The sequence below is a fragment of the Brevundimonas sp. KM4 genome (assembly GCF_000964075.1).
Taxonomy (GTDB): Bacteria; Pseudomonadota; Alphaproteobacteria; order Caulobacterales; family Caulobacteraceae; genus Brevundimonas; species Brevundimonas huaxiensis.
In genome coordinates, this window is the sequence record NZ_JZRG01000006.1 from 141,912 (window position 1) to 164,433 (window position 22,522).

The following is a 22,522-nucleotide window of genomic DNA, read 5'->3' on the forward strand; positions in this document are numbered from 1 at the left end:
ATGGGTTTCGAAAGGCGCTAGGTCATTCGACATGAGAACAGTTTGCATCGACGGCCATAACTTAGCCCTGCCCAATGGCACAGGTATCGCCACATATGGCAGGAATCTCCTGACATCATTGAGTTCGCTCGGAATCAACGGACAAGTCCTGTATGGACCGCCAAATACCATCAGCACAGACAACGTGCTTAACGAAGTCGTGCTTGCAGATTCGTTGAATACATCTGCGAAAGTTCGCAAAAGTCGCCGATACATCGATACGATCTCGACGCGGTTCGGACGCAAAGCAATCCCTGTCTTGCCAAGCGGAGAGGTCATTTGGCCCAGCCGATCAGGCGGTCGCCCAGATGCCAAAACTTTCTGGGCGGCTCAAAACTTGTTCCATTATGCTCAGCGTGGTTTACAAGTCTACGGCACCGCAACGCCCGTCACGTTTGACGGCGCGCCCAAACCAGACATCATGCATTGGACGGCCACCTTGCCACTCCACGCCACCAATGCTCTGAACGTTTACACAATACACGACCTGATACCACTACGGTTACCCCACAGCACGACCGAGAACAAGTCCGTCTACCGCAGGCTTTGCAACTATATAGCCAATAAGGCAGATCATATCGTTGTTGTTTCCGAGACTACGCGTCAAGATGTCATCCGGTTGTTAGGTGTGCCAGAAGAAAGGGTGACCAACACCTATCAGGCAGTGACTATTCCTCTAGCGCTGCGCAGTCGTGCTGAAACGGAGGTAGCACTGGAGCTTGAAGGAGTATTCGGCCTTGGATGGAAAGATTATTTCCTCTATTTTGGCGCCATTGAGCCAAAGAAAAACGTCGGGCGTATCATTGAAGCCTATCTTTCTTCTGGTGTTAAAAAGCCACTCATTATAGTTGGCGGTCGCGCTTGGCTAGCGGAGGGCGAGACCGCCCTACTAGAACAAGTTAAACGAGACGGTGGACCAAGCGCTGATCGTATTCGACGTTATGAATACATGTCATACTCAATGCTTTTAAGTTTGATACGCGGAGCACGCGCCACTATATTTCCGTCCCTTTATGAGGGATTCGGACTACCTGTTCTTGAATCAATGCTCTTGAATACAGCCGTGCTGACATCGACGGCCGGGTCACTTCCTGAAATTGCCGGCGGAGCAGCGCTGACCGTCGATCCATACGACGTGGGCGCCATAACCAAGGGTATTCAGTCATTAGATATCGACGACGGTCTAGCTGAAAGCTTGGTAGCTAGGGGCAAAATTCAAGCCGGCAAATTCTCGGCTGAAGAATACGAAGAACGACTTCGCCTATTATATGATAATCTACAATAATATTGGATTTGTAACTGTATAGCACTTGTTGTCGTACATTATTGAGGCCTAGCACCACCTCAATTACAGAATATGATCAACTTAACATTTATGTGTGATGTTCCCATGCGCCTACACCCTTGCGGCAATTTCTTTCTATCTTTTCCTGACGATCATAAACTCCCTGAAATACACAGAAGCCATGCACTGTACGATCGATCATATTCGTGGATAATAAAATCACTATCTGATTGGAAACCTAACGCAGCAATTATAGATATTGGAGCCAACGTAGGGGACACAGCAGCGTACATTCGGACACACGCAGCAAATCCTATTGTCTGTGTAGAAGGTGGACAAAATTTCCTAGATCATCTTCACCACAACGCAAAAATTATTGATAGCGATCATATTCATATTGTAGACAGATTTGTTTCCCCCAATAATAGTACTTCGCTTTCAGCGTCATTTATCGAAGACCGGGGCACAGGACGCTTAGTTTTTGACGATGGGCAGGAGCTTCAATCAATAACCACCTCAAATCTTCTGCGCTACGCAAGGAATATAGGTGATGGCGATATCGCGCTTGTAAAGACAGATACGGACGGGATGGACGCGCTGATTGTGCGCGATCTTTTGGACAGCGGCCCTGATTTCGCTATTCACTTCGAATGCGACTATATTTTGACCCGGTCCCTAGGAAGGCCGGATTTGTGGACGTCTATATTGCAAGATCTGAAGGATCGCGACTGGTCCTCCATTGTATTTGATAACTATGGACTACCAATGATGTTTATGGACAAAACGCAGCCGGAAATTCTCGAAAACGTTCAAGCTTGGATCCACTTGCAGCATCAGGTCGGCATGGTGCGAACCCACTACGTGGATATATTCTCGTTTCCGCCAGACGCTTCTCACGTTTACAATCAAGCAAAGAACTCGATAAGTAGCACCCTGCTCTTCCCCTACAGATACTAGAGGCAAAAATGGCAAGAAAACGCCCCCCTCCCCAAAGCCGGCGTCCTAGAGTCTTTGTTTGCGACCCGATGTGCGTACTGCCCTTCGGCCACAACGTGCCAGCAATGGGATATTTTCGCGATTTTTTCAGATCGGATATGTCTGATGTTGTCGCCCTATGCTGCAGGGAGCTTCCTAGCAAAATCGCAGAGGCGAATGACTTTACGCCTTTTTTCCATTTTTACTACGAAGATTATTTTCCCCGCATACGCAACAGTAGTAACGAGCCAGCTTCTCACGCAGGTTGGTTTATTGACGACGCAGAGAGATTAGCGACAATCGATGCTAGCGCCTTGCTCAATGAATTCGCTATCGGGCCCCGCGATACAATTTTCCACCCGCATCTCGACTTTTACGGGTGCATCGGCCTTCTGAATGCATTGAGGGCATGGCCTAAAGAGCGTCGTCCACGCCTTCTATTGCGGTTCATTGGCGTCATGGAAAACGCTTCTCACTCATACAGAGACCCATTGGAGGAGCTGGTTGGCCGTCTTCGCCTTGCGATCAACGACGGCGTTGAAATGTCTTTCAGCGCCGAGACCCCGCTCTACGCTGACAGACTGGCCGAGAAGCTAGGGTCAATCGTAACCGTCACAGCTTACCCTGAAATGTCAAAGCCCATCCCAATGCGTGAGGACGGCCCGTTTACCTTCTACTGCGCCGGCTCAGCACGTCATGACAAGGGCTTCATGCACTTGCCAGAGATTTTCTCTGCCGTCCGGCGGCGCGATCCGGAGATGACAATCCGTTTCATCACTCAAATTTTGCCTGCGGCAGACCTTAAGCACCACATGACCGCAGCGCGATCGCTTTACGCTTTGCCTGGTGTTGAAGTGCAAGCATCCTCCATTTCATCTTACGAAATGCTTCGAACGTATGAACGCAGTCATGCAGTTCTGCTGCCTTATGATGCGGTCACGTACCGCTACCGCGGCTCTGCCGTCTTGATGGAATCAGTTTTCCACGGACGACCAGCTATCACCTTGGAAGGTACGGCATTTGCTGGAATCGCGCGTCACTATAACCTAGGCATTGTTGTGGATAACATTCCCGCCATGGTGGATGCCATATTTGAGATGGCGTCCACCAAACGTTCCGTGCTTGCCGGTCGCGCAGCGCAGGCTCGACATCGATTTCACCTGGATAACAGCGCGGCATTTCAGAGCTGGTTGAGAATTTGATGAAAACCTTACTGTTCGTGGACCATGCGTTCCATACTTCGACGTCATCTAGTCAATTTTTTATTGATTTGTTGAAGCGACGTTTTGATGTAACAATAGTACATATAAACCCTCCATCTAACATAGCCGAAGAAACGATTTTACGCGCTAGAAGCGCAGACGTCGTTGTGATTTGGCAGATGGACTATATTGCGCCAGTATTCTTAGCAATAGGCGTTCCGACAATAGTAATTCCGATGTATGACGGATCTGCGGCAATGCCAGATCTACATTGGATTTGGTCCTCCAAGGCGCATTATGTGAACTTCAGTTTCACGTTGCATCACCGAATCGCAGGATTGGGGAATCAGTCATTTCTTGCGCGTTACTTCACACCTGTCGTTGCACAAAACGAACGCGCGACTTTCGAATCCGGACTTAAAGCATTTCTTTGGCAGCGGCGACCTGAACACGGCATCAACGCGCCTGCCGTCATGAAACTGTTAGACGGACAGATAAAATCTCTCCATGTTCATAACGCGCCCGATGATCCTGACCTAGATACAAGACCGTACAAGGTGCCTTCCAACTCGTCTTGTGCTGTCACCCAGACAAGCTGGTTCCCGAAGGCAGCAGATTATCACGCTGCCTTATCGCAGGCGAACGTCTTCATCGCACCACGTCGCGCGGAAGGCATAGGTATGGCCTTGCTAGAGGCTATGAGCCGCGGGATGCTAGTCGTGGCGTGTGATGAACCAACGCACAATGAGTATATTGCAAATTGGCAAAATGGTATTCTCTATAATCCGGATAGCTCTCAATCTGTCAACGTCTCACTCGACGAAGCACGATCTCTCGGTCGATTAGCATACGAGACAGCGGTGATTGGCAGGCAAAATTGGGAACTGCAAGCTCTCGAAATCCTTGAGATTGTAGACAATTGTGAAGCGCCAGAAGAAGTCAATCTGCCAAGTATATCTGACTTTTCGCGCGCACTTTCGACATCTTATTACAGCGGCATTACAGCATATACAGCGTTTATGCTGAACCACGCCGACCTCATCGCCACTATGTCGGGACATAGGATAAAAGATTACCTTCCTTTTGGAAGTAGCCACGCAACGGCTCACGAGATAGCAGGTCAGGAGCTGCATGATGCCCCTTGGCTTGAAACCTCGCGAGTACCGGTTGCAGGTGGGCGCATCAAGCCATATGTGGCCACTGGCCGACTAGAGTATGCCGGAGGAACCGCATGGATAACGGGGCATAGCTGTGAGCTTCGGTTTCGGACGGACCCTCTTGCGAACTCGATCAGCAGCCTGAAGCTTGGTGTTGTAGTTCCGGCCGAAATCAATAATCAGTCGCTTATCGTGACACTGAACGGCTGGACCCTGGGTATTAAGGATATACCGTCAGGATCTTCGGAGGTCTGGTTTGACCTGCCACTGCATGTTCAACGAGGCTCCAACCTACTTCGGCTTCAGGCGACGATAGTCTGTCAAGGCGTCGCCGACGACCATTTGGTTTCTTTGGGGCTCGACGAGATTTTGCTTTCATGAAACGACTTATTGCTAGACTTTATCGACGCGCTCAGAAAGCTCTTCTTCCTTCAGTCGTTACGCCTCGCGAACATGCACGTCGCGGCGATCTAGCACGTGACCAGGGGGACTGGGCACGAGCGCGTGAGCACTACCTGACGGCCGTGGCCCTTGATCCATCTTTGGCGGCGATTTGGGTTCAGTTGGGTCACGCTCACAAGATCGAATTGCGAACAATCGAAGCCGAGAGCGCTTATAGACAGGCACTTTTATTGGATGATTCGAACGCTGATACTTGGCTTCAATTGGGTCACATTCTAAAGATTCAAGGCAGATTTGACGAGGCGCGGGAGAGTTACGAACATTCGGCTGCCCTTTCCCCAAACAGCTCCTACGCCTTTGATGAAGCCGTAAGTTTGGGTTCGAGCGTCACGGCGTTGGAGCAAGCTAGACGCGAGTTTGCGCGTGCGCGAAAAATGCCCCGCTATAAAGATCGAGCCATAGGGCCCGGAAAGCTTCTGCTAGATTTGACTGGCGCTCTCGATTACGGTCAAGAAGTCGCGCTGGCCATCACGGCTTCGTTAAAGTCGCAACATGAACTCGTCGATGTCGTTCTCTGGCGCGATGGCCTCTGGTACGACCTTAGTGGTCTCGCATTTGAATTCCCGGAAAGCTACGGTGCCATAATCGTAGCAGGCCCCGGGTCCTTTCATCGACCGGATCATATGGAAGCCGCGCTTCATGAAGCAAGGTCGAGAGACATTCCGATCCTCGCTGGTTTAGTGGATTTGCCGCATACCGCTACTAAGAACAGTCGATCGGCCGGGGCTGACGACGCATCGGCGCACTACTTCTACTTTATGAACGAAGTGGCGTCCGGTGCGATCACATTTCTAGGTTTGGCGGATTATGACGCTCGGGACACCATGCGATCAATTCCAGATCAAGTCGTTTCCATTCCTATGGCTCCGTTTAGCCAAAGGTCTGTCGATTCGGATGGGCCGATACTAGTTTTCGGGCCTGCAGATTCGCAAGCGATGACAAACGTGAACGCGGCTCTCGCATTGTTGAGCCCGGAAATGAGGTCACTATTTGCTTTCTCGACGACGCTCACCGATTTAGGCGAAGAGCTTCGAGTGGCTGGCGTATTGCTGACCGGATCAGATCCTGAAACAAGGCTATGTGGCTTACTCGTTGCGAGCCAAGGGTTGCCACTCGCATTGTCCGCCCGACAGGGTTTAGGGGGAATAGCATTCCGTGCCGACATGCGATTGGCGACGAACGACATACCAGAAATCGCCCGTCAACTTAGTAGGTTTGCCGCTCTCTGTGAGAGTCGCAAGTTTAAGCGTAGTTCTGTACCGATCGTCAATCGCAACGGTAGTATCGATATTTTGCAGAAGTGGAAGGTGCGAACCCATGATGGGACAGCCGAACACCGCTTATGTCTATTTGAAGGACATGATTTCCGCTTCATCCATGACATCGACGCCAGGATATCTATAGATCCCAGAAGCCTAGGATTTTTGAAGAAGGACGGTCTGTCACTGACGAATACACCTATTAAATTAGGCATTATCTCGGGACCAGAAGACATCATCGCGAGGTTGCTAATTGTCGCACCGTGTGCAACGGACAAAGTCTTCGTCCGTGTGGGTAGTAATCCCACATTAGTTGAGCGATCTTTGCGAAATGGTAGCATGAGCTGGCTGCAGGTAAATATAGTCAGGGGGCAGCGCTCTCAGCAGATTACTGTTTGTGGCGAGCAAGAAACAGAAGAAAAGGCATCTAAACTCTTAGCAATCTATCTACATCCAGCAAGCCGTGCAGATGAGTGGAATTACTTCTTGGATCAAATCTCAAGAGGACAACACCCAAAAATTAGGTCCGTTGCACGGCAACTCGCTGGGCTAACAGCCTGACGATTCACCTTCAATTCACCAAACGATTACGCCGATCTTTGGAGTATGATGTCAAAAACCTCCATTTCACCACCGAGGCTGCTGTTCGCCAGAATAAACCTCAGCTCAATTTGCGCGGCAACTGCTAGAGTCGCATTGATCGAGATGCTGTATTTTCCTTCGCCTGAAAGGCAGAAGCTGTGGCTGACAAAATCATTCACCAAGCCCCACTCAATACGAAAATGTTGAGTGGCAGCCTCGCGATCTACCGAGAATATAATTGTTGCCGTCCATGTCCCTCGCGGCAGCCAGTGATAGGCCCCATAGATCAAGTATCTAGCGCGCCCTGCTAGGCCGACTCGTCCAAGCGATTTTCCACGATCAGAATGGCGCGCATCTATAGCGAACATTTCCAGTGGAAGATGTATTGAATCGGCCACCTTTGCTGGTCCGCTAGCGAGAAAATCGAGAAGCGGATGGTCAGGTCGCGGGCGCTCCGACAGCACTGTCTGTAACAGAGCCGCCACGCCCAACGGACAGTCGGGCACCGTATCCGTTTGCGTAGGCGAGAGGCCGTCGCAAGCCACGGAGAGAATACGTGAAAGCTCGTTCAGATCAGAATCACACAAGACGCCAAGCGAGGGATTTACGATAACATAGGATGCTGGCGATCTAGGCACTCCTGCCTCAGCAGATCCCACTACGATTACGTCCGCTGATCGGTTGTCTTCGTACTCCGGGAAACAGAGTTTCACATCGTTTTCGAGCGCCATTGCAAGCAGCGCCGCCCTGCCAACGTCGCCCTCGAGGGCAAGACCTGGAACCACAACACATACAGGCCTTTTATTGACAGACACCATCAAGTAACCCTACTCAGCCCGTAACCACTTATAAACGTCCACGCCTTCATCGATGTCTTCAAACAGTCTTGTTTTGCCACTTTCAATGACGAGTGCTTTTTCACAAAGACTGCTGATTAGATTCATATCATGTGATGCCATTATGAATGCCCGTTTACCGCGCTTGACAAATAGCTCATCCTGACATTTCTGTTGAAATCGAGCGTCCCCGACAGCTACCAACTCATCTATTAAATAACAGTCGAACTCGATTGCCAGTGAAAGACCAAATGCGAGCCTCGCTCTCATACCGGACGAATAATGTTTAACGGGTTGACGTAGCGCTCTACCCAGTTCCGCGAAGTCGTCGACCCGAGCCAGAACATTGGCAAAGTTCCTCCTGTATATACGAGAAATGAATCTAATATTGTCTAGGCCGGATAAACTGCCTTGAAAGCCTCCACCAAACCCAATCGGCCAAGAACTAGACATTGACCAAGTCAATTTGCCAGATGTAGGCGGCAGAATCCCGCCCAACATCTTAATCAGTGTAGACTTACCCTGTCCGTTTCGCCCCAGGATAGCAATACGTTCCTCATGCGCCAACACAAAGCTGAGATCAGAAAACACCTGTTTCGATCCGCTGGGATAGACTTTTGATAGTTGTTCGACTTTGAGACCAATTTTTTGACATGCCTCAACTGTCATTACTGGCGATGCTCCTTAACACCAGTCCATATAAGCCACGCTACCCCATAAATTAATAGCAGAGTGCCAAAGACCGTCAGAACGGCCAGCAGTCGCTTCGGCTCTGTAGGCTTATCGGCTAGGCTGGGACTGACAACACGCTCTAGGTAAAGTTGCTGCCGTCGGGCATCTTGTCGCGCGCTGTTAAGCGTGGCTGTGGCGGAGGCTAGGTTTCGCGCAGCCAACTCTCGCCTACCAACAAGAAGCTCATAGTCACCCACCTGGGGCGCTAAAGAATTGGTGGTCCCTGCGATCCGCTGGCGCTGCGCTTCGATTTGCCCTTCAATAGCCCGGAGTCGGGCATTCAGCGAAGCGAGCTGCGGACTTTGGGGGGCTTGGGACTCGAGCTGCTGCTTTTCCGCCGAAAGCTCCGCTTGATTTAGAAGGAGCCCGCCCAGCACCTCGGAGGTCTCGGTGGCGACGTTCGCTGGATCGATGAATCGTTGGTTAGTGCGAAAGCGCGTTAGCTCAGCCTGAACTTGAACGACATCTTCCTGAGCGTCCTTGACGGCCGCTTCAGCCTCTACGACGGCCGTTTCCGTAGCACGTCGGTTCAATCGGTTTACAAGATTTTCCCCTCCGTCCAACAAACCGTTAGCGATGGTCGTGGCGTCTTGCGGGCTAAACGCTTCGACGCGCAGTGTGCTCATGCCATTCGTCGAGTCATGGCCGACTACAACAAACCGCTGAAACCCCTTGTAGAGGGCTTCACGGCTATGTCCCTCCCATGGGCGTCGAACACCAGAAAACGGATCGACTCCTGTTTGGCTCAACATGGCGCGAATATCATATCTGCGCTGAAGGTCTTTCAGCGCGTCGCGTGACTTAATGTACTCATGCACAGCAAAGGCGTCGGTCTGGGCGGTTCCAAGACCGACGCCCTGCAGAGCAACACCTAAAGGCGACGGCGTTTGCTGTGTTTGAGCGCGAACAATAAACCGAGCCTCCGACACGTAACGTGGTGTCGCCAAGGAGGCATAATAAATTGCTGCCGCAAAGGTAGGCACAACGACGACAAACATGAATGGCCATGAAATGCGTTCACGCCAACTCTTTCGCTTTTGGCCAAGCGCTTGACCCGAAACAGGTCCCAGGAAAGTTAATTTTGCTTCAGACATTGTCATCAAGGGGAATAAATTTCCCGCTCCTATTCCACGTCAACGTACTTTAGGGCAGTCGCAAGCACGAGGAGACCGGCGAAAAGAAGAATCGTCCCGCAGAGGGCCGGGTAAAAGGGATGGTAGTACGCTTCAAAAAATTCTCCGAAAAATCCGGCGCGCACCATTTCCACCGCATTAGGCATGGGCACAAGTAAGAACGCTTCTCGATATGCTGGCGGGACGATCGACACAGTAAAAAATGCTCCTGATAGCGGTATGAGCATATAGGTAAATAACTGCGTCACTCGCTCGACAACTTCGAATCTCACAGCAAGGGCGCTGAGCAAAATGGCTAAGCCAAACGAAAGCCAAGCTAACGACAACCATCCCCAGTATAGAAGAAGAGGCATTTTAGGCAACGAAACCTGTCCCATCGCAAACAAAATGATGAAAACAGCCAGGAAGGCTGCTGTCGTTCCCATGAATTCCACCATAGCTCTTGCAGCATACACATGTATGATTCTCACCTGTCGATGATGGAGAAGACCGACATTTGCCTGAATGGCCCCCAAGCTGTGCTGTATAAAATGCCGCAGAAGTAGCAGGCACATATACCCCGTCATGACGAAAGCCCCCACCCTTACGCCGTGCTCATAGGGCGGCTTGAGCACACTCCACATGGCGATCACACCGAGACAGAAAAGCAGAGGTTCACCAATGACCCACAGAAAACCCAAGCCCTCTCGCCCATACCGGGTGACCATCTCGCGCATCATGAGCGCCCTGGTAATTCGCACCTGCCCGGCGATCCTGCCGCCGAGTTCGCGGATTGATATGATCACGCGCGCCAAAAGCTTGCCTTGAGATGGTTTCCTGCGATGCGCCTGCATACACCATATGCCCGGTCATAAAACACTTGTTGAGCGAAGTTGGACTGATTGCCCAGGCAAGGCGAAAAACAGCCTCGCGTCGAGTAGGAAGGCCAGCTATCTAGCAGCGTAAGCGCGTCCCTTGCGGCGCACAGCATGCTCGAGAACAAAATGGTTCAACTGAATGGTAAGGTCGCTCTCATCACGGGCGTTACGGGGCAAGACGGCGCATACCTGTCGGAGCTGCTTCTAGCAAAAGGCTATATCGTCCACGGCTTGAAGCGGCGATCGTCATCATTCAACACAGGCCGGATCGAGCATCTCTACCAAGATCCTCACGAGAAGGATCCGCGTTTCGTCCTGCATTACGGTGACCTGACGGACTCCACCAACCTCATTCGTATTGTCCAGGAAACCCAGCCCGACGAGATTTATAATCTCGCCGCTATGAGCCACGTCCAGGTTTCTTTCGAAGCGCCCGAGTACACCGCCAATGCTGACGGTATTGGCACCCTGCGAATTTTAGAAGCGATCCGCATTCTCGGCCTCGAGAAAAAGACGAAGTTCTACCAAGCCTCAACGTCAGAGCTTTATGGTTTGGTCCAGGAAGTCCCCCAGTCAGAGACAACGCCCTTCTACCCTCGCAGCCCGTACGCCGTGGCCAAGATGTACGCCTATTGGATCGTGGTGAATTACCGAGAGGCCTATGGCATGCACGCGTCGAACGGCATCCTATTCAACCACGAGAGCCCGCTTCGCGGCGAGACCTTCGTGACGCGCAAGATCACGCGCGCGGTCGCCGCCATCAAGCACGGCTTACAGGACACCCTGTACCTCGGCAACATCGACGCCAAGCGCGACTGGGGCCATGCACGCGAGTATGTGCGTGGCATGTGGTTGATGCTGCAGCAGGACAAGCCGGACGACTATGTCTTGGCCACCGGTGAGACCACGGTCATCCGCGACTTCGTCACTCACGCATTCAGCCAGATTGATGTGGTGTTGCGCTGGGAAGGCGAGGGTGTGAACGAGAAGGGTATCTGTAGCAACACTGGCCGTGTCTATGTCGAGATCGATCCGCGCTACTTCCGCCCAACTGAAGTTGATCTGCTGATCGGCAACCCTGCCAAAGCCAAGGCCAAGCTGGGCTGGACCCACGAAACCGAGTGGGAAGCCTTGTGCGCCGAGATGGTCGCCGCCGATCTGATCGTCGTGGCGCGGGAGCAGCGCGGCAATGGCGAGTGAGATCATCTTTCCGCTCGCCGGCAAGCGGGTCTGGGTCGCCGGCCATCGCGGCATGGTCGGCTCAGCCATCGTGCGCCGTCTGGCAAGCGAGAACTGCGAGATCATCACGGCGACTCGCGCCGAGGTGGATCTGAAGAACCCGGCCGAGGTCAATGTGTTCGTGGCAGACAAGAAGCCGGACGCCATCTTCATGGCGGCGGCCAAGGTCGGTGGCATCCTGGCCAACGACACCTATCCGGCCGACTTCCTCTACGACAACGTGATGATCGCGGCGAACGTCACCGAAGCGGCGTACCGGAACAACGTTGGCAAGCTGCTGTTCCTAGGCTCCAGCTGCATCTATCCGAAACTGGCTCCCCAGCCGATCCCCGAAAATGCCCTGCTGACTGGCCCGTTGGAACAGACCAATGAATGGTATGCGATTGCCAAGATCGCCGGCGTCAAACTGGCCCAAGCCTATCGCAAACAGCATGGTTGCGACTTCATCAGCGCCATGCCCACGAATCTGTATGGGCCTGGCGACAACTTCGACCTGAACACCAGCCATGTGCTGCCGGCACTGATTCGAAAGGCGCATGAGGCAAAGGCGGCAGGCGAGGATCACATCACGATATGGGGTACGGGCACGCCGCGTCGAGAGTTTCTGCACGCCGACGACTGCGCAGACGCTTGCGTATTTTTAATGCGGCAATACTCGGATTTCGAGCACGTCAACGTCGGATCAGGAGAAGATATCGCGATCATCGACCTCGCACGGTTAGTCTGCAAGGTCGTCGGCTTCACCGGAGAAATCCACACGGATAAGACCAAGCCAGACGGTACGATGCGAAAACTTATGAGCGGGGACAAGCTTAGGCAAGCCGGGTGGACTCCGAGCGTAACTTTGGAAGCGGGTATCACAGCCGTGTACGAGAAATTCGCCTCGACCGACGAACTCTAGCACTCGCACCCTCTCATCAAGAAAGGGACTCGAACTGCCGTGGAGAGCCCAGCAAGACAACGCTTTTTGGCAATCAACAAGGAAATCTCAGACCTATACATGGAGCGCCGGGAAAAGCGATTTGTGTATGTTGACTTGATGCACAATAACCTAGGCTACCTTCTTAGGTCTCTATACATTGGACGAGCAGCCGCAATCATTACCGGCTGCGACCTAGTTGGTATTGGCGGTAATCCAGGCGTTGTAAAGCGATCAGCATATTTGGATCCGGCAGAGCTCGATATTGAACTAGCGGCGTCTTTTGGTGTTACGCGTGTTATCTTTGCGCCTACTTACGATCTTGTAGACACAAGGGAAGGTGCATGCTTGGCCGATCATCATGCAGCCCCAGACTATCTTTCCGCCAGAATGCTCAGCGATATAATCGAAGAAATTCAGCAAATATCTGACAATGATGGATTCCAGCTTGGAAGAATAGTGCAAGATACTTTCATGCGCTCTCATCTATTGCCCACCCTTTTGAGATGTCCAGCCTTACACTCGACGTTCGAGGAAGTAGAATTATTAGGTGCGTGGTTCAAAGAGCTTTTTGAAAACAATCCGCCGGAGGCCTTCGTATCGGGCCATATAGACTATTCACCTTGGGGCTTAGCTATGCAGCGCTGTATGGCAGCGGGCGGAAAATCTATTTACTATAGATGCGATGTCAGAACACCTATATATGTCTTGGGTGAAATGGATCGAAACGAGACATTAAATGGATTACTACGAAAGGCCGATAAAAAGGCTTACTATGATTATAGACATAGACTTTCATTGCCTCGGAAAAGTTTGGACATACGACATTCCCTGAATAACTCTGTTTCAAAAAACTGGCGCTGGGTCGAACATCCGAGCGACCATCACAGTTTTGAATGGCCTTTTAATAACGGTCTACCTACCGCGTGCTTGTTTACCCACACATTCACCGACCAACCCAGTGCTGATAAGTCGGCATTTGTCGATCATCTGCATTGGCTCGAACAGACACTCGAACACGCAAGAAAACGGTCTGACTACAATCTTTTTGTAAAAATTCATCCTTTAGACGGATTCTTTGATCTCACTGCGGCTATAGATCGATTGTCAGATAAATACCAAGATTCAAAAAATATTGTTTTCGTTCGCTCGCCTGTTCCTGCCGAGTTGATCGTAAGGGAGTGCAAGCTCGGAATAACTGTTAGAGGCACCCCGGCTCTTGAGTTCTCTGCACTTGGTCTGAGAATGCTTCTGGCGGGAAGAGCTTATTTTGATCACGTCGGCTCCATCACTTATTCACAATCTTCGGAAGAATATTTCTCCTACCTAGAAGATTTTCTTTTCAATCCGCAGCCAATGATCGACTCGTATGAGGCAAAAAGTTATGTTTCGTTTGACAGGTATTGGGCAGCCCCCCACTCGTCCTTGCTAGGATCATTTGATCCCCATCAGACAGCTCATGACATCTGGGCCAACGCGCTGCATCATTGCGCATCGACAGCATTCGAAATCGACGACATTACACAGTCCCTGGCAGAAGCATTCGACACTTGCGACCGACAAGGATTTGCACGCGCATTCCAGCGACGTAGTATTTCTTTTGATAGGGGCCATAATTGAAATGAAAAACTCTATCGATTGCTATATCCCGGCAAGGTTAGGCAGCTTAAGAGTGCCAGCAAAGAATCTCCGAATTCTAGGTGATCGCCCTTTAATAGCGCATACGATACGAACCCTTAAGCAGGTCAAAAACATATCGTCTTTCTGCGTTAACACAGAAAGTGCCATTATAGCAGATGTGGCCACGCGTTACGACTCCAACGTCTATATAAGAGACCCAAATCTCGCCAGTTCGGACACCTCTACAGACGATATAATATATAATTATGCCATTAATTCTATGGCAGATAATATTCTGATAGTAAATCCGACAGCTCCATTTTTAAAAAGCTCTTCCATAGACGCCGCAGCACAGCACTTTATAAAGACAAGACGGAGTTTATTTTCGTCTAACCAAATTCGAAGGCATGCCCTGTTCAGGGGCGCGCCTTTAAATTTTTCCTCGCATAGAAAAAGCCCAAGAACCCAAGAACTTGAACCCATAGCGCTCATAAACTTTATATTTATTTTTCTAAATAAAGCCGAAGTTATAGCTGCGTATGAGAGACAGGGCTACTGTCTCTACTCTTCGGACATGCAGCTCTGGCCTTTGGGTGGGTTGGAGGCCTGGGACATTGATGACGAGTTTGATTTCCAACTCGCGCAGTGGGCGATTAGCAAGCATGGACATCAGGAACCTGAGTACGCGCCTGAGGTGGCAGCAATGATAAAATTAGGTGCGCGTTTTGAAAGCTAAAGGCTCAGCAACGCCGGATCTCCGCCCTGCGCGGCGATGTTCACGCTGATCGCCTTTTCGGCCGCGTATCGGATCAGGCTGTTAGGTCCCCCCGCCTTGGGGCCCGTGCCTGACAGCCCTTCGCCGCCGAACGGCTGCACGCCGACGACCGCGCCGGTGATCGAGCGGTTGACGTAGACGTTGCCGGCGGGAACCAGGTCGACGACTTCGGCGGCGAAGGCTTCGATGCGGCTGTGGACGCCCAGGGTCAGGCCGTAGCCGCGCGCGGCGAGCTTGCCGGCGACCGACTTCAGGTCGGACGGGGCGTAGCGGTAGATGTGCAGGATGGGGCCGAAGACCTCACGCTCCAGGAAGTCGGGCGTGGGGATTTCGGCGATGGTAGGGGCGAACAGGTCGCCCTTTTCGGCGCCCATCGGCAGGGCGGCGCGGGCGATGACTTTGGCTTCCTTCGACAGGCGCTCGACGTGGGCTTCGAGGGCCCGGCGGGATTCGGGGTCGATAACGGGGCCGATGTCGGTCTTGGGGTCGCCGGGGTCGGCGACGGTCTGGACCGCCAGAGCGCCCTTCAGGCCCTCGATCAAGGCGTCGGCCGAATCCTTGGGCACATAGAGGACGCGTAGGGCCGAGCAGCGCTGACCAGCGGAGCCAAAGGCCGACTGGATCACGTCGTCGATGACCTGCTCCTTCAGCGCCGTCGTGTCGATGAACATGCCGTTCAGTCCGCCCGTCTCCGCGATGAAGGGGATAATGGCGCCCGGCCGGGCGGCGATGGAGCGATTGATGGCGGCGGCCGTGTCGGTGCCGCCGGTGAAGGCGACGCCATCGATGCCCGGATGGGTGACCAGGGCCGCGCCGACCGTCTCGCCACGCCCAGGGACCAGGGCCAACAGGTCAGGGTTCAGGCCGGCCTTGTGGTAGAGGCGGACGGCCTCGGCGGCGATCAGCGGCGTCTGTTCGGCAGGCTTGGCCAGAACTGCGTTGCCGGCGGCCAGAGCCGCAGCGATCTGACCGGTGAAGATGGCCAGGGGGAAGTTCCACGGCGAGATGCAGGCGAAGACGCCCCGTCCGTGCAGGAACAGCTGGTTGGTCTCGCCGGTCGGGCCCTTCAGCGTTTCCGGGGCGGTGAAGTCGCGCTCGGCCAGTAGGGCGTAATAGCGGCAGAAGTCGGCGGCCTCGCGCACCTCGGCGACGCCATCGTTCAGGGTCTTGCCCGCCTCGCGGCTGAGCAGGGCGACCAACCGATCCAGATCGGCCTCCAGCGCATCGGCCATGGCGCGCAGGACGATGGCGCGCTTGGCGCCGCCTTGGCGGTCCCATTTGACCTGAGCCTCGGCGGCGGCTTGGGCGGCGGCGTCGATGTCAGCCGCCTCGGCTTCCGAGACATGGCCCAGCACCTGTGATCGATCGAAGGGATTGGTCACGTCCTGAGCGTTGAGGCCGGCGCGCAGCTTGCCGCTGATGATCGGCCCGCTGGTCAACTTCTCGCGGTCGACCCCTTCCAGCGCTTTGGCGTGGGCTTCACGGTCGGCGGCCTGAGAATAATCGCGGCCGAGGGAGTTCTGACGATCGCCGTACATGTCTTTCGGAACCGGAATCTTGGGGTGACGGTCGGGCGCCTGCTCGACCAGGGAAATGGGATCGGCCGCGACGGCCGCGGCAGGCACGCGCTCGTCCAGCAGGGCGTGGACGAAGGAGGAGTTGGCGCCGTTTTCAAGCAGACGCCGCACCAGATAGGGCAGCAACTCTTCGTGCCCGCCAACGGGGGCATAGGCGCGGACGATGACGGTTTCGTCGGCCCAGGCTTCGTGAGCGGCGTCGTACAGCGCCTCGCCCATGCCGTGCAGCCGCTGGTGCTCGACCGTGACGCCGTGATCACGCGCCATACGCCGCACGGCCGCCAGCGTATGGGCGTTGTGACTGGCGAACTGGGAATAGATCGCCGGCGCGGCCTCGATCATGGCCTTGGCGCAGACGAGGTAGTTCAGATCGGTCGCCGCCTTGGTCGTATAGACGGGATAGTCGGTGCGGCCGAACACTTGGGCGCGCTTGATCTCGGTGTCCCAATAGGCGCCCTTGACCAGGCGCACCATCAGACGACGGCCGGAGCGCCGGGCGAGGTCGGCGACCCGCTCGATCGTCTCCCGACCGCGCTTCTGATAGGCCTGAACCGCAAGACCGAGCCCCGTCCAGCCGCCCAGCGACGGTTCGTGCGCCAGCCGGTCCAGCAGTTTCAGCGACAGGGCCAGACGGTCGGCCTCTTCGGCGTCCATCGTATAGTTGATGTCGTATTTCGCCGCGATCTGGGCCAGACGCAGGATGCGGGGATACAGGGTCGCCCAGACGTCATCCTCATGCGTCGCCTCATAGCGGGGCGACAGGGCCGACAGTTTCACCGACACGCCGTGGCCGTGCTCCGGTCCCTGGCCCTTGGATGTCTTGCCCACCGCCTCGATGGCGTCGGCATAGATCTTCTCATAGCGGTCGGCGTCGGCCATGGTCCGGGCGCCTTCGCCCAGCATGTCGAAGCTGCACAGCCAGCCTTCCTTGTTCGATCGCTTCAGCGCGCTCTGGATGGTGCGGCCGACGACGAACTGCTCGCCCATGATCTTGACGGCGGTGGCCACGGCCTGGCGGATGACCGGCTCGCCCAGTCGGCCGGCGATCCGCTTCAGGAAGCCGGGCAGGTCGCTGCGCGCCTCGTCATCCACATCGACCAGCTTGCCGGTCAGCATCAGACCCCAGGTCGAGGCGTTGACGAACAGGCTGTCGGACTGACCCAAGTGGGCGGCCCAGTCGGCCGAGCCGATCTTCTCGGCGATCAGGCGATCGCGGGTGTCCTCGTCCGGCACGCGCAGCAGGGCCTCGGCCAGACACATCAGGGCCAGACCCTCGCGGGTCCCCAGCGAGAATTGCTTCAGGAAGCTTTCGACGACCCCCTGCTTCTTCTGGCTGCGGCGGGCGTGTTCGACAAGGGCCGTCGCCTCGGCGACCACATCGGCCCGTTCGACCGCATCCAGCGGCATGCGCGCCAGATTGGCGGCGACGGCCTCACGTTCGTCACGGAACTTGTGCGTATCCAGACCGTCCCAGGCGGCCAGGCTCGAAGGCAGGAAGGCGGGCGTGGTCATAGGCGACAAATCCTGTGGATTTCAGCCGTATAGGCCGGAGTTCGTTGAAGGTGCTTCGTATGATATCAAGTCAGGCCGAAGATTATTCGGCTTTGAGGCCTGATTTTCGATGATTGATATCGACGCCGTCGACCGTCGCATCCTGCGGGTTTTGCAGGCGGACGGCCGCCTTTCCAACGCCGAGCTGGCTCGCCAGTGCAACCTGTCGCCCGCCGCCTGTTTCGAACGGGTCAAACGGCTGCGCGAAAAGAAGATTATCACCGGCTACGCCGCCATGATCGACCCAACCCAGGTCGGTCGCGATCTGCTGATCTTCGTCGAGGTCCTGCTGGACCGCACCACTGGCGACGTCTTCGAGGCCTTCGCCGCCGCCGTGCGCAGCCAGCCCGAGGTGCTGGAGTGCCACATGGTCGCCGGCGGCTTCGACTATCTGATCAAGGCCCGCGTCGCCGACATGGACGCCTATCGGGCCTTCCTGGGCGACGTTCTGGTGCGGATGCCAGGCGTGCGCGAAACGCGGACCTATGCGGTGCTGGAAGAGGTGAAGTCGACGACGGTGCTACCGCTTTGATGGGCCCCATCACCTCGACTTTGAGTGGCGCAGCGTCTCATCGAAACTGCTTTGGCATCCCAAAGATGGTGACGGCACCGCTTGCTTCCCCTAATAGGGCACATCAATCTTCAAGATCGCAGTGTTAACATATGACCACTATCTATCCCGTCATTATGTGCGGCGGTTCGGGAACGCGTTTGTGGCCTGCCTCCCGGCCCTCGTTGCCGAAGCAGTTTATACCTCTCGCTGGAAATCGATCTTTGTTCCAAGAGACGGCCACCCGGGTGGCCGTGCTGGCGGGCGAGGACGGTGAGTTAATTGTTGTTGGAGGCATCGCTCACAAGCGCACCATAATCGAACAGCTTGATGAGATCGGCGTAACCGCTGTCATACTACTCGAACCCGAGGGTCGAGACTCGTCCGCAGCTATGGCAGCCGCTGCTCTTTGGACGACAGGCCGAGCACCGGACGCGGTCAATCTTTTCGTCGCTTCGGACCATCATATTCCTGACGCCGACGCATTTCGGATGTCTGTTATGGAAGGCGTCGCGAGTGCTGAACGGGGCCGGATCGTCACGTTGGGGGTTGTGCCCACCGAGGCCTCATCAGCCTATGGATACATCGCTCCGTCCGGACCGATGCTGTCGGATGTGGCCGCCTTCGTTGAAAAGCCGGACCAAGCAACGGCCCATCGTTACATTTCCGAGGGCTACCTTTGGAACAGCGGAAACTTTATTGTTCGCGCTGATGTCCTAGGAAAGGAAATCGCCGATCAAGCGCCTGCAGTTGGAGCGGCGGTTCAGGTCGCGCTCTCCCAAGCGGAAGTAGAACACCGGTGCATAACCTTGGGCTCAGCCTTCGAGACAGCGCCCAAAATCTCAATCGACTATGCTGTGATGGAAAAAACGACGCGTGCGTCGGTTCTCCCTGTTCGCTTCGAGTGGTCGGACCTCGGTGCCTGGGACGCGGTGCAAGCCTCGGGCGAAGGCGATGTTGGTCTTCATATCCTAGAGGAGTCGGAAGGTTGCCTCGTTCGTGCGTGCGACGGCGTAATGGTCGCGGCCATCGGTCTCAAGGATGTTGGCATCATCGTGGAACGCGATGCGGTGCTGGTCACCGACCTTAAAAAGAGTCAGGATGTCAAGAAGGTTGTCGAGCGACTGCGCAAGCTGGCCCCTCAACATCTCGACTTCCCGTCGGCCAAGCCTCTGGAAACTCTGGAAGCAGGAGCCACTCGCCTGACGACATGGCTGAGACAGGCCGCACTCCCGGCCTGGTCCAGCCTGGGTCAAGACGAAACCGGCGCATTCGAAGAGGTCTTGGCGCTTGACGGGCGACACATCACTTCATCGCGTAGGGCGCGTGTCCAAGCGCGTCAGCTGCAAGTCTACGCTGAGGCGGGCCGCCAAGGATGGCGCGGGCCATGGAAGGCCGTTGTTCAGAGCGGTCTAGATTGCCTCAAATGGACTTATCTGCGCCCGGATGGCCAGATGCGAACCTTGCTGGCGGCAGACAAATCTGCGCTGGACGAGACGGCGATGGTCTACGATCAAGCCTTCTTCATTTTTGCGCTTGCCTGCATCTCAGCCGCAATTCCGGGCTCTGCGCTTGAAGATGAAGCCGCTATGATCCGCGATCTGCTTGTCCAACGGTCGGATGAGAAGGGCGGGATAAAGGAAGCTGGAAGCCATCCCTATCAATCCAACGCCCACATGCACCTTCTTGAAGCGGCCTTAGCATGGGAAGAGGTCGGCGGGGGCGATGAATGGAATGCGCTCTCCGACCAAATCGTTCACCTAGCCCGCACTCAATTTATTGACGCCGAAAGTGGCAATCTGCGCGAGCATTTTGACTCGGATTGGCTGCCGGCCGCAGGCGACGACGGCCGCCTGGTCGAACCTGGTCATCAGTTTGAATGGGCATGGCTGATGGCGCGGTACGGTCGCAGCCGAAAGGATCAGGGAGCAATCGCAGACGCGTGGAGACTGTATGAAGCAGGCTTGGTAGGCATCGACCAGAAACGCAGCGTCGCCATCGACGCTATAGATGTCGACGGCAGTCCACGTAGCGCACGCTCTCGTCTATGGCCCCAAACCGAATGGCTCAAAGCTTCCCTCATACTTGCAACACTAAATGATGATGGGCGTCGCGCCCGATGTCTCGACCAGGCGGCGCGTGCGCAGCGAGCGCTTTGGCGCTATTTGACAGCAGAAGGACTGTGGCATGATAAGATGTTAGAGAACGAGAGCTTTATCGACGAACCTGCGCCCGCGAGTTCATTCTATCACATCATGGCCGCGTATGTTCAGACGCGTCAAACACTCTTGGATCTGAGCCCTAGCTTAAGCGCCGATTTATCGCTCTAGCTCCATACCCAATCAGTTTGCATTTAGCGCTCAAAGAGATTGCAAAGTTTCGGACGTGATCCGGATCGGGCGCCGGCGAGGCGGTGCAGCGGGACGCGGGCCGTGGGTGAGTCTTAGACAAGTCGCCCAACGAGCCTCTCGCAGCGGACGGACAACGAGTACCAACGTGGTTTCTATAGTAGCGACCCCGCCCGGACGCAGGTTCCGCCTCTAAACAATGCAGCTGGCTGAGCGGGCGAAAATGCGAACCGCATCACTCATTGAACCCGACGCCCCAGCATTCCCGCAGTTACGATCTCGTGGCCTGCCTCAACGATAAAGCCATCAATTTGATATTTGGCCGAATTGAAATTTCTTGACGTGTTGCGCCGCGGCGGCAAGCGCCCCGACGACTTCTCATCCGTCGGTGGACTCTGTACACCATCACTTAATGAACGGTGGTTGTGTACAGAGCCCAGCATGACAACCAGCTTGCAGCCCGAATGAAGGCTATCGCATGCCTACTCTGCTGAACGGATCAGACCGAGCTACGATTAGATCGCACGAAGCTAGGTCTCCGAGGTCATCCGCCTTGACGGGCAGCAGCTCGGCCTTGGTGGTGATGCGCCAGAATCTAAATCCCATCAGCCCAAGCCGAGCGGCCACTTCTTGAGGGTCTGCGCGGGAGCGCATCTGCACTACATCCCACTCCATACACAGTATTATATCAGGCTGTTGCAGAAGGGCATGAGCTCCAGATAGGATCAATGGCTCGGACCCTTCCGCATCAATCCGAAGCAACCTTACTTTAGGCAAGTTGAGGTCATCCAAGCGGATTGCTTCGACCTCAAGCACCTGAGTGTCGACGCCTAGCGCATTATCTCCAACGTAGACGTGACCGCCGCCGCCGTACTGTCTGGAAATCGAGAATTTCAGCGTGCCAACCGTGTCGCTTACAACCTTTTGGACTATTTGAACCCAAGGAGCATACCCATTTATGCGGACTGACTTCGCGGCAAGTGCGGCAAGTCTTGGATTTGCCTCAAAGGACAGAACACTTCCACGAGGCCCCACACTATGAGCCATTGCGATAGTATAAAATCCGACGTGACCGCCAACTTCCACCACACGGTCACCAGGCGCAAGCAGACTCAGCACCACCTTAGCGATCCAAGGTTCCCAAGTTCCATGGGCGATTAGGTGAGCGCAGACACTTTCCTCCAACGGATCGACATAGATAAAATGACCGCTATTAAGCCTCGTAAGGGCCAAGCCGTCGCCTAGATAGAAATAAGGTCGCGCAAGCAGATCTTTACCCGAAGCGCTCCTTTTCGGCCTCCAAAACTTGGAAACCGATTTCGACCAGTTTTTCATGACGCTTTCCGAGTTTATGACGGCTAATGCCGCTGCAGAGCCAATGCTCGCCAGCCAGGGTAGATCGCCGCTTATCCTATTGGTATTGA

General features: G+C 54.6%; 17 protein-coding genes. 11 read left to right on the plus strand and 6 right to left on the minus strand.

What is annotated here, in order from left to right; genetic code table 11:
* The first annotated feature begins 31 nt into the window (after positions 1 to 31).
* From VH88_RS15540 to VH88_RS15550, 5 genes are all read left to right on the plus strand, one after another.
* Positions 32 to 1,324, plus strand: coding sequence for a glycosyltransferase family 1 protein (locus VH88_RS15540; protein WP_082064351.1), 1,293 nt, complete (start codon positions 32 to 34; stop codon positions 1,322 to 1,324).
* A 105-nt stretch (positions 1,325 to 1,429) separates the two neighbouring features.
* A complete protein-coding gene (locus VH88_RS15915; protein WP_197070979.1) occupies positions 1,430 to 2,281 on the plus strand; it encodes an FkbM family methyltransferase in 852 nt (283 codons plus the stop codon).
* Positions 2,282 to 2,349: 68 nt separating this feature from the next.
* Positions 2,350 to 3,501, plus strand: a complete 1,152-nt coding sequence (locus tag VH88_RS15920) for a glycosyltransferase (protein ID WP_156146737.1) — start codon at positions 2,350 to 2,352, stop codon at positions 3,499 to 3,501.
* The gene (locus tag VH88_RS15545; RefSeq protein WP_082064352.1) at positions 3,501 to 5,039 is read left to right on the plus strand and encodes a glycosyltransferase; all 1,539 of its coding nucleotides are present in this window, start codon (positions 3,501 to 3,503) and stop codon (positions 5,037 to 5,039) included. The genes VH88_RS15920 and VH88_RS15545 overlap by 1 nt, the downstream gene beginning before the upstream one ends.
* On the plus strand, positions 5,036 to 6,940 hold the full coding sequence (locus tag VH88_RS15550) for a tetratricopeptide repeat protein (RefSeq protein ID WP_082064353.1): 1,905 nt from the start codon (positions 5,036 to 5,038) through the stop codon (positions 6,938 to 6,940). Before VH88_RS15545 ends, VH88_RS15550 begins: the two co-directional genes overlap by 4 nt.
* 26 nt (positions 6,941 to 6,966) lie before the next feature.
* On the opposite strand, the gene VH88_RS15925 is transcribed toward VH88_RS15550, so the two are convergent.
* The 4 genes from VH88_RS15925 to VH88_RS03545 all read right to left on the minus strand — a co-directional run bounded on the left by VH88_RS15925 (position 6,967) and on the right by VH88_RS03545 (position 10,495).
* Entirely contained in the window at positions 6,967 to 7,782 is an 816-nt protein-coding gene (locus VH88_RS15925) for a hypothetical protein (protein ID WP_156146738.1), read from the minus strand.
* A 6-nt stretch (positions 7,783 to 7,788) separates the two neighbouring features.
* The gene (locus VH88_RS15555; protein WP_082064354.1) at positions 7,789 to 8,466 is read right to left on the minus strand and encodes an ABC transporter ATP-binding protein; all 678 of its coding nucleotides are present in this window, start codon (positions 8,464 to 8,466) and stop codon (positions 7,789 to 7,791) included.
* Positions 8,466 to 9,527 carry a chain-length determining protein gene (locus VH88_RS03540; RefSeq protein WP_231576571.1) on the minus strand — a complete coding sequence of 354 codons (1,062 nt, stop codon included), beginning with the start codon at positions 9,525 to 9,527 and terminating at the stop codon, positions 8,466 to 8,468. The genes VH88_RS15555 and VH88_RS03540 overlap by 1 nt, the downstream gene beginning before the upstream one ends.
* Before the next feature lie 125 nt (positions 9,528 to 9,652).
* Entirely contained in the window at positions 9,653 to 10,495 is an 843-nt protein-coding gene (locus VH88_RS03545) for an ABC transporter permease (protein ID WP_197070980.1), read from the minus strand.
* 150 nt (positions 10,496 to 10,645) lie between these two features.
* On the opposite strand from VH88_RS03545, the gene gmd reads away from it, so the two are divergent.
* The 4 genes from gmd (at position 10,646) to VH88_RS15560 (ending at position 15,033) form a co-directional block, all read left to right on the plus strand.
* Positions 10,646 to 11,719 (plus strand): GDP-mannose 4,6-dehydratase, encoded by a 1,074-nt coding sequence (gene gmd, locus VH88_RS03550; protein WP_045810050.1) that lies wholly within the window; start codon positions 10,646 to 10,648, stop codon positions 11,717 to 11,719.
* Complete coding sequence (locus VH88_RS03555; RefSeq protein WP_082064355.1) at positions 11,709 to 12,659, plus strand: GDP-L-fucose synthase; 951 nt, start codon at positions 11,709 to 11,711, stop codon at positions 12,657 to 12,659. Before gmd ends, VH88_RS03555 begins: the two co-directional genes overlap by 11 nt.
* 99 nt (positions 12,660 to 12,758) lie before the next feature.
* Positions 12,759 to 14,297, plus strand: a complete 1,539-nt coding sequence (locus VH88_RS15930; protein WP_156146739.1) for a hypothetical protein — start codon at positions 12,759 to 12,761, stop codon at positions 14,295 to 14,297.
* A 1-nt stretch (position 14,298) separates the two neighbouring features.
* Positions 14,299 to 15,033, plus strand: a complete 735-nt coding sequence (locus VH88_RS15560; RefSeq protein WP_197070981.1) for a cytidylyltransferase domain-containing protein — start codon at positions 14,299 to 14,301, stop codon at positions 15,031 to 15,033.
* Here the strand turns inward: VH88_RS15560 and putA are convergent.
* Positions 15,030 to 18,161 carry a bifunctional proline dehydrogenase/L-glutamate gamma-semialdehyde dehydrogenase PutA gene (putA, locus tag VH88_RS03560; protein WP_045810021.1) on the minus strand — a complete coding sequence of 1,044 codons (3,132 nt, stop codon included), beginning with the start codon at positions 18,159 to 18,161 and terminating at the stop codon, positions 15,030 to 15,032. The genes VH88_RS15560 and putA overlap by 4 nt on opposite strands.
* A 109-nt stretch (positions 18,162 to 18,270) precedes the next feature.
* Between putA and VH88_RS03565 the strand changes: the two genes are divergently transcribed.
* Together VH88_RS03565 and VH88_RS03570 are read left to right on the plus strand one after the other, a co-directional pair.
* Positions 18,271 to 18,732 carry an Lrp/AsnC ligand binding domain-containing protein gene (locus VH88_RS03565; RefSeq protein WP_045810022.1) on the plus strand — a complete coding sequence of 154 codons (462 nt, stop codon included), beginning with the start codon at positions 18,271 to 18,273 and terminating at the stop codon, positions 18,730 to 18,732.
* 155 nt (positions 18,733 to 18,887) lie between these two features.
* Positions 18,888 to 21,080 carry an AGE family epimerase/isomerase gene (locus VH88_RS03570; RefSeq protein WP_045810052.1) on the plus strand — a complete coding sequence of 731 codons (2,193 nt, stop codon included), beginning with the start codon at positions 18,888 to 18,890 and terminating at the stop codon, positions 21,078 to 21,080.
* Between the two features lie 489 nt (positions 21,081 to 21,569).
* Here VH88_RS03570 and VH88_RS15565 read toward each other — a convergent pair whose 3' ends face one another.
* The gene (locus VH88_RS15565) at positions 21,570 to 22,433 is read right to left on the minus strand and encodes an FkbM family methyltransferase (protein WP_082064357.1); all 864 of its coding nucleotides are present in this window, start codon (positions 22,431 to 22,433) and stop codon (positions 21,570 to 21,572) included.
* Between the last annotated feature and the right edge of the window lie 89 nt (positions 22,434 to 22,522).

Excerpts from the sequence above, each read along its gene's own strand:
- VH88_RS15915 (WP_197070979.1), top strand. The coding sequence starts at position 1,430 with ATGCGCCTACACCCTTGCGGCAATTTCTTTCTATCTTTTCCTGACGAT.
- VH88_RS03570 (WP_045810052.1), top strand. The coding sequence starts at position 18,888 with ATGTGCGGCGGTTCGGGAACGCGTTTGTGGCCTGCCTCCCGGCCCTCG.
- VH88_RS15565 (WP_082064357.1), bottom strand. The coding sequence starts at position 22,433 with ATGAAAAACTGGTCGAAATCGGTTTCCAAGTTTTGGAGGCCGAAAAGG.
- VH88_RS15550 (WP_082064353.1), top strand. The coding sequence starts at position 5,036 with ATGAAACGACTTATTGCTAGACTTTATCGACGCGCTCAGAAAGCTCTT.
- VH88_RS03555 (WP_082064355.1), top strand. The coding sequence starts at position 11,709 with ATGGCGAGTGAGATCATCTTTCCGCTCGCCGGCAAGCGGGTCTGGGTC.
- VH88_RS15540 (WP_082064351.1), top strand. The coding sequence starts at position 32 with ATGAGAACAGTTTGCATCGACGGCCATAACTTAGCCCTGCCCAATGGC.
- VH88_RS15920 (WP_156146737.1), top strand. The coding sequence starts at position 2,350 with ATGTGCGTACTGCCCTTCGGCCACAACGTGCCAGCAATGGGATATTTT.
- putA (WP_045810021.1), bottom strand. The coding sequence starts at position 18,161 with ATGACCACGCCCGCCTTCCTGCCTTCGAGCCTGGCCGCCTGGGACGGT.
- VH88_RS15930 (WP_156146739.1), top strand. The coding sequence starts at position 12,759 with ATGGAGCGCCGGGAAAAGCGATTTGTGTATGTTGACTTGATGCACAAT.
- VH88_RS15545 (WP_082064352.1), top strand. The coding sequence starts at position 3,501 with ATGAAAACCTTACTGTTCGTGGACCATGCGTTCCATACTTCGACGTCA.
- VH88_RS03565 (WP_045810022.1), top strand. The coding sequence starts at position 18,271 with ATGATTGATATCGACGCCGTCGACCGTCGCATCCTGCGGGTTTTGCAG.
- VH88_RS03540 (WP_231576571.1), bottom strand. The coding sequence starts at position 9,527 with ATGTTTGTCGTCGTTGTGCCTACCTTTGCGGCAGCAATTTATTATGCC.
- VH88_RS15560 (WP_197070981.1), top strand. The coding sequence starts at position 14,299 with ATGAAAAACTCTATCGATTGCTATATCCCGGCAAGGTTAGGCAGCTTA.
- VH88_RS03545 (WP_197070980.1), bottom strand. The coding sequence starts at position 10,495 with ATGCAGGCGCATCGCAGGAAACCATCTCAAGGCAAGCTTTTGGCGCGC.
- gmd (WP_045810050.1), top strand. The coding sequence starts at position 10,646 with ATGGTTCAACTGAATGGTAAGGTCGCTCTCATCACGGGCGTTACGGGG.
- VH88_RS15555 (WP_082064354.1), bottom strand. The coding sequence starts at position 8,466 with ATGACAGTTGAGGCATGTCAAAAAATTGGTCTCAAAGTCGAACAACTA.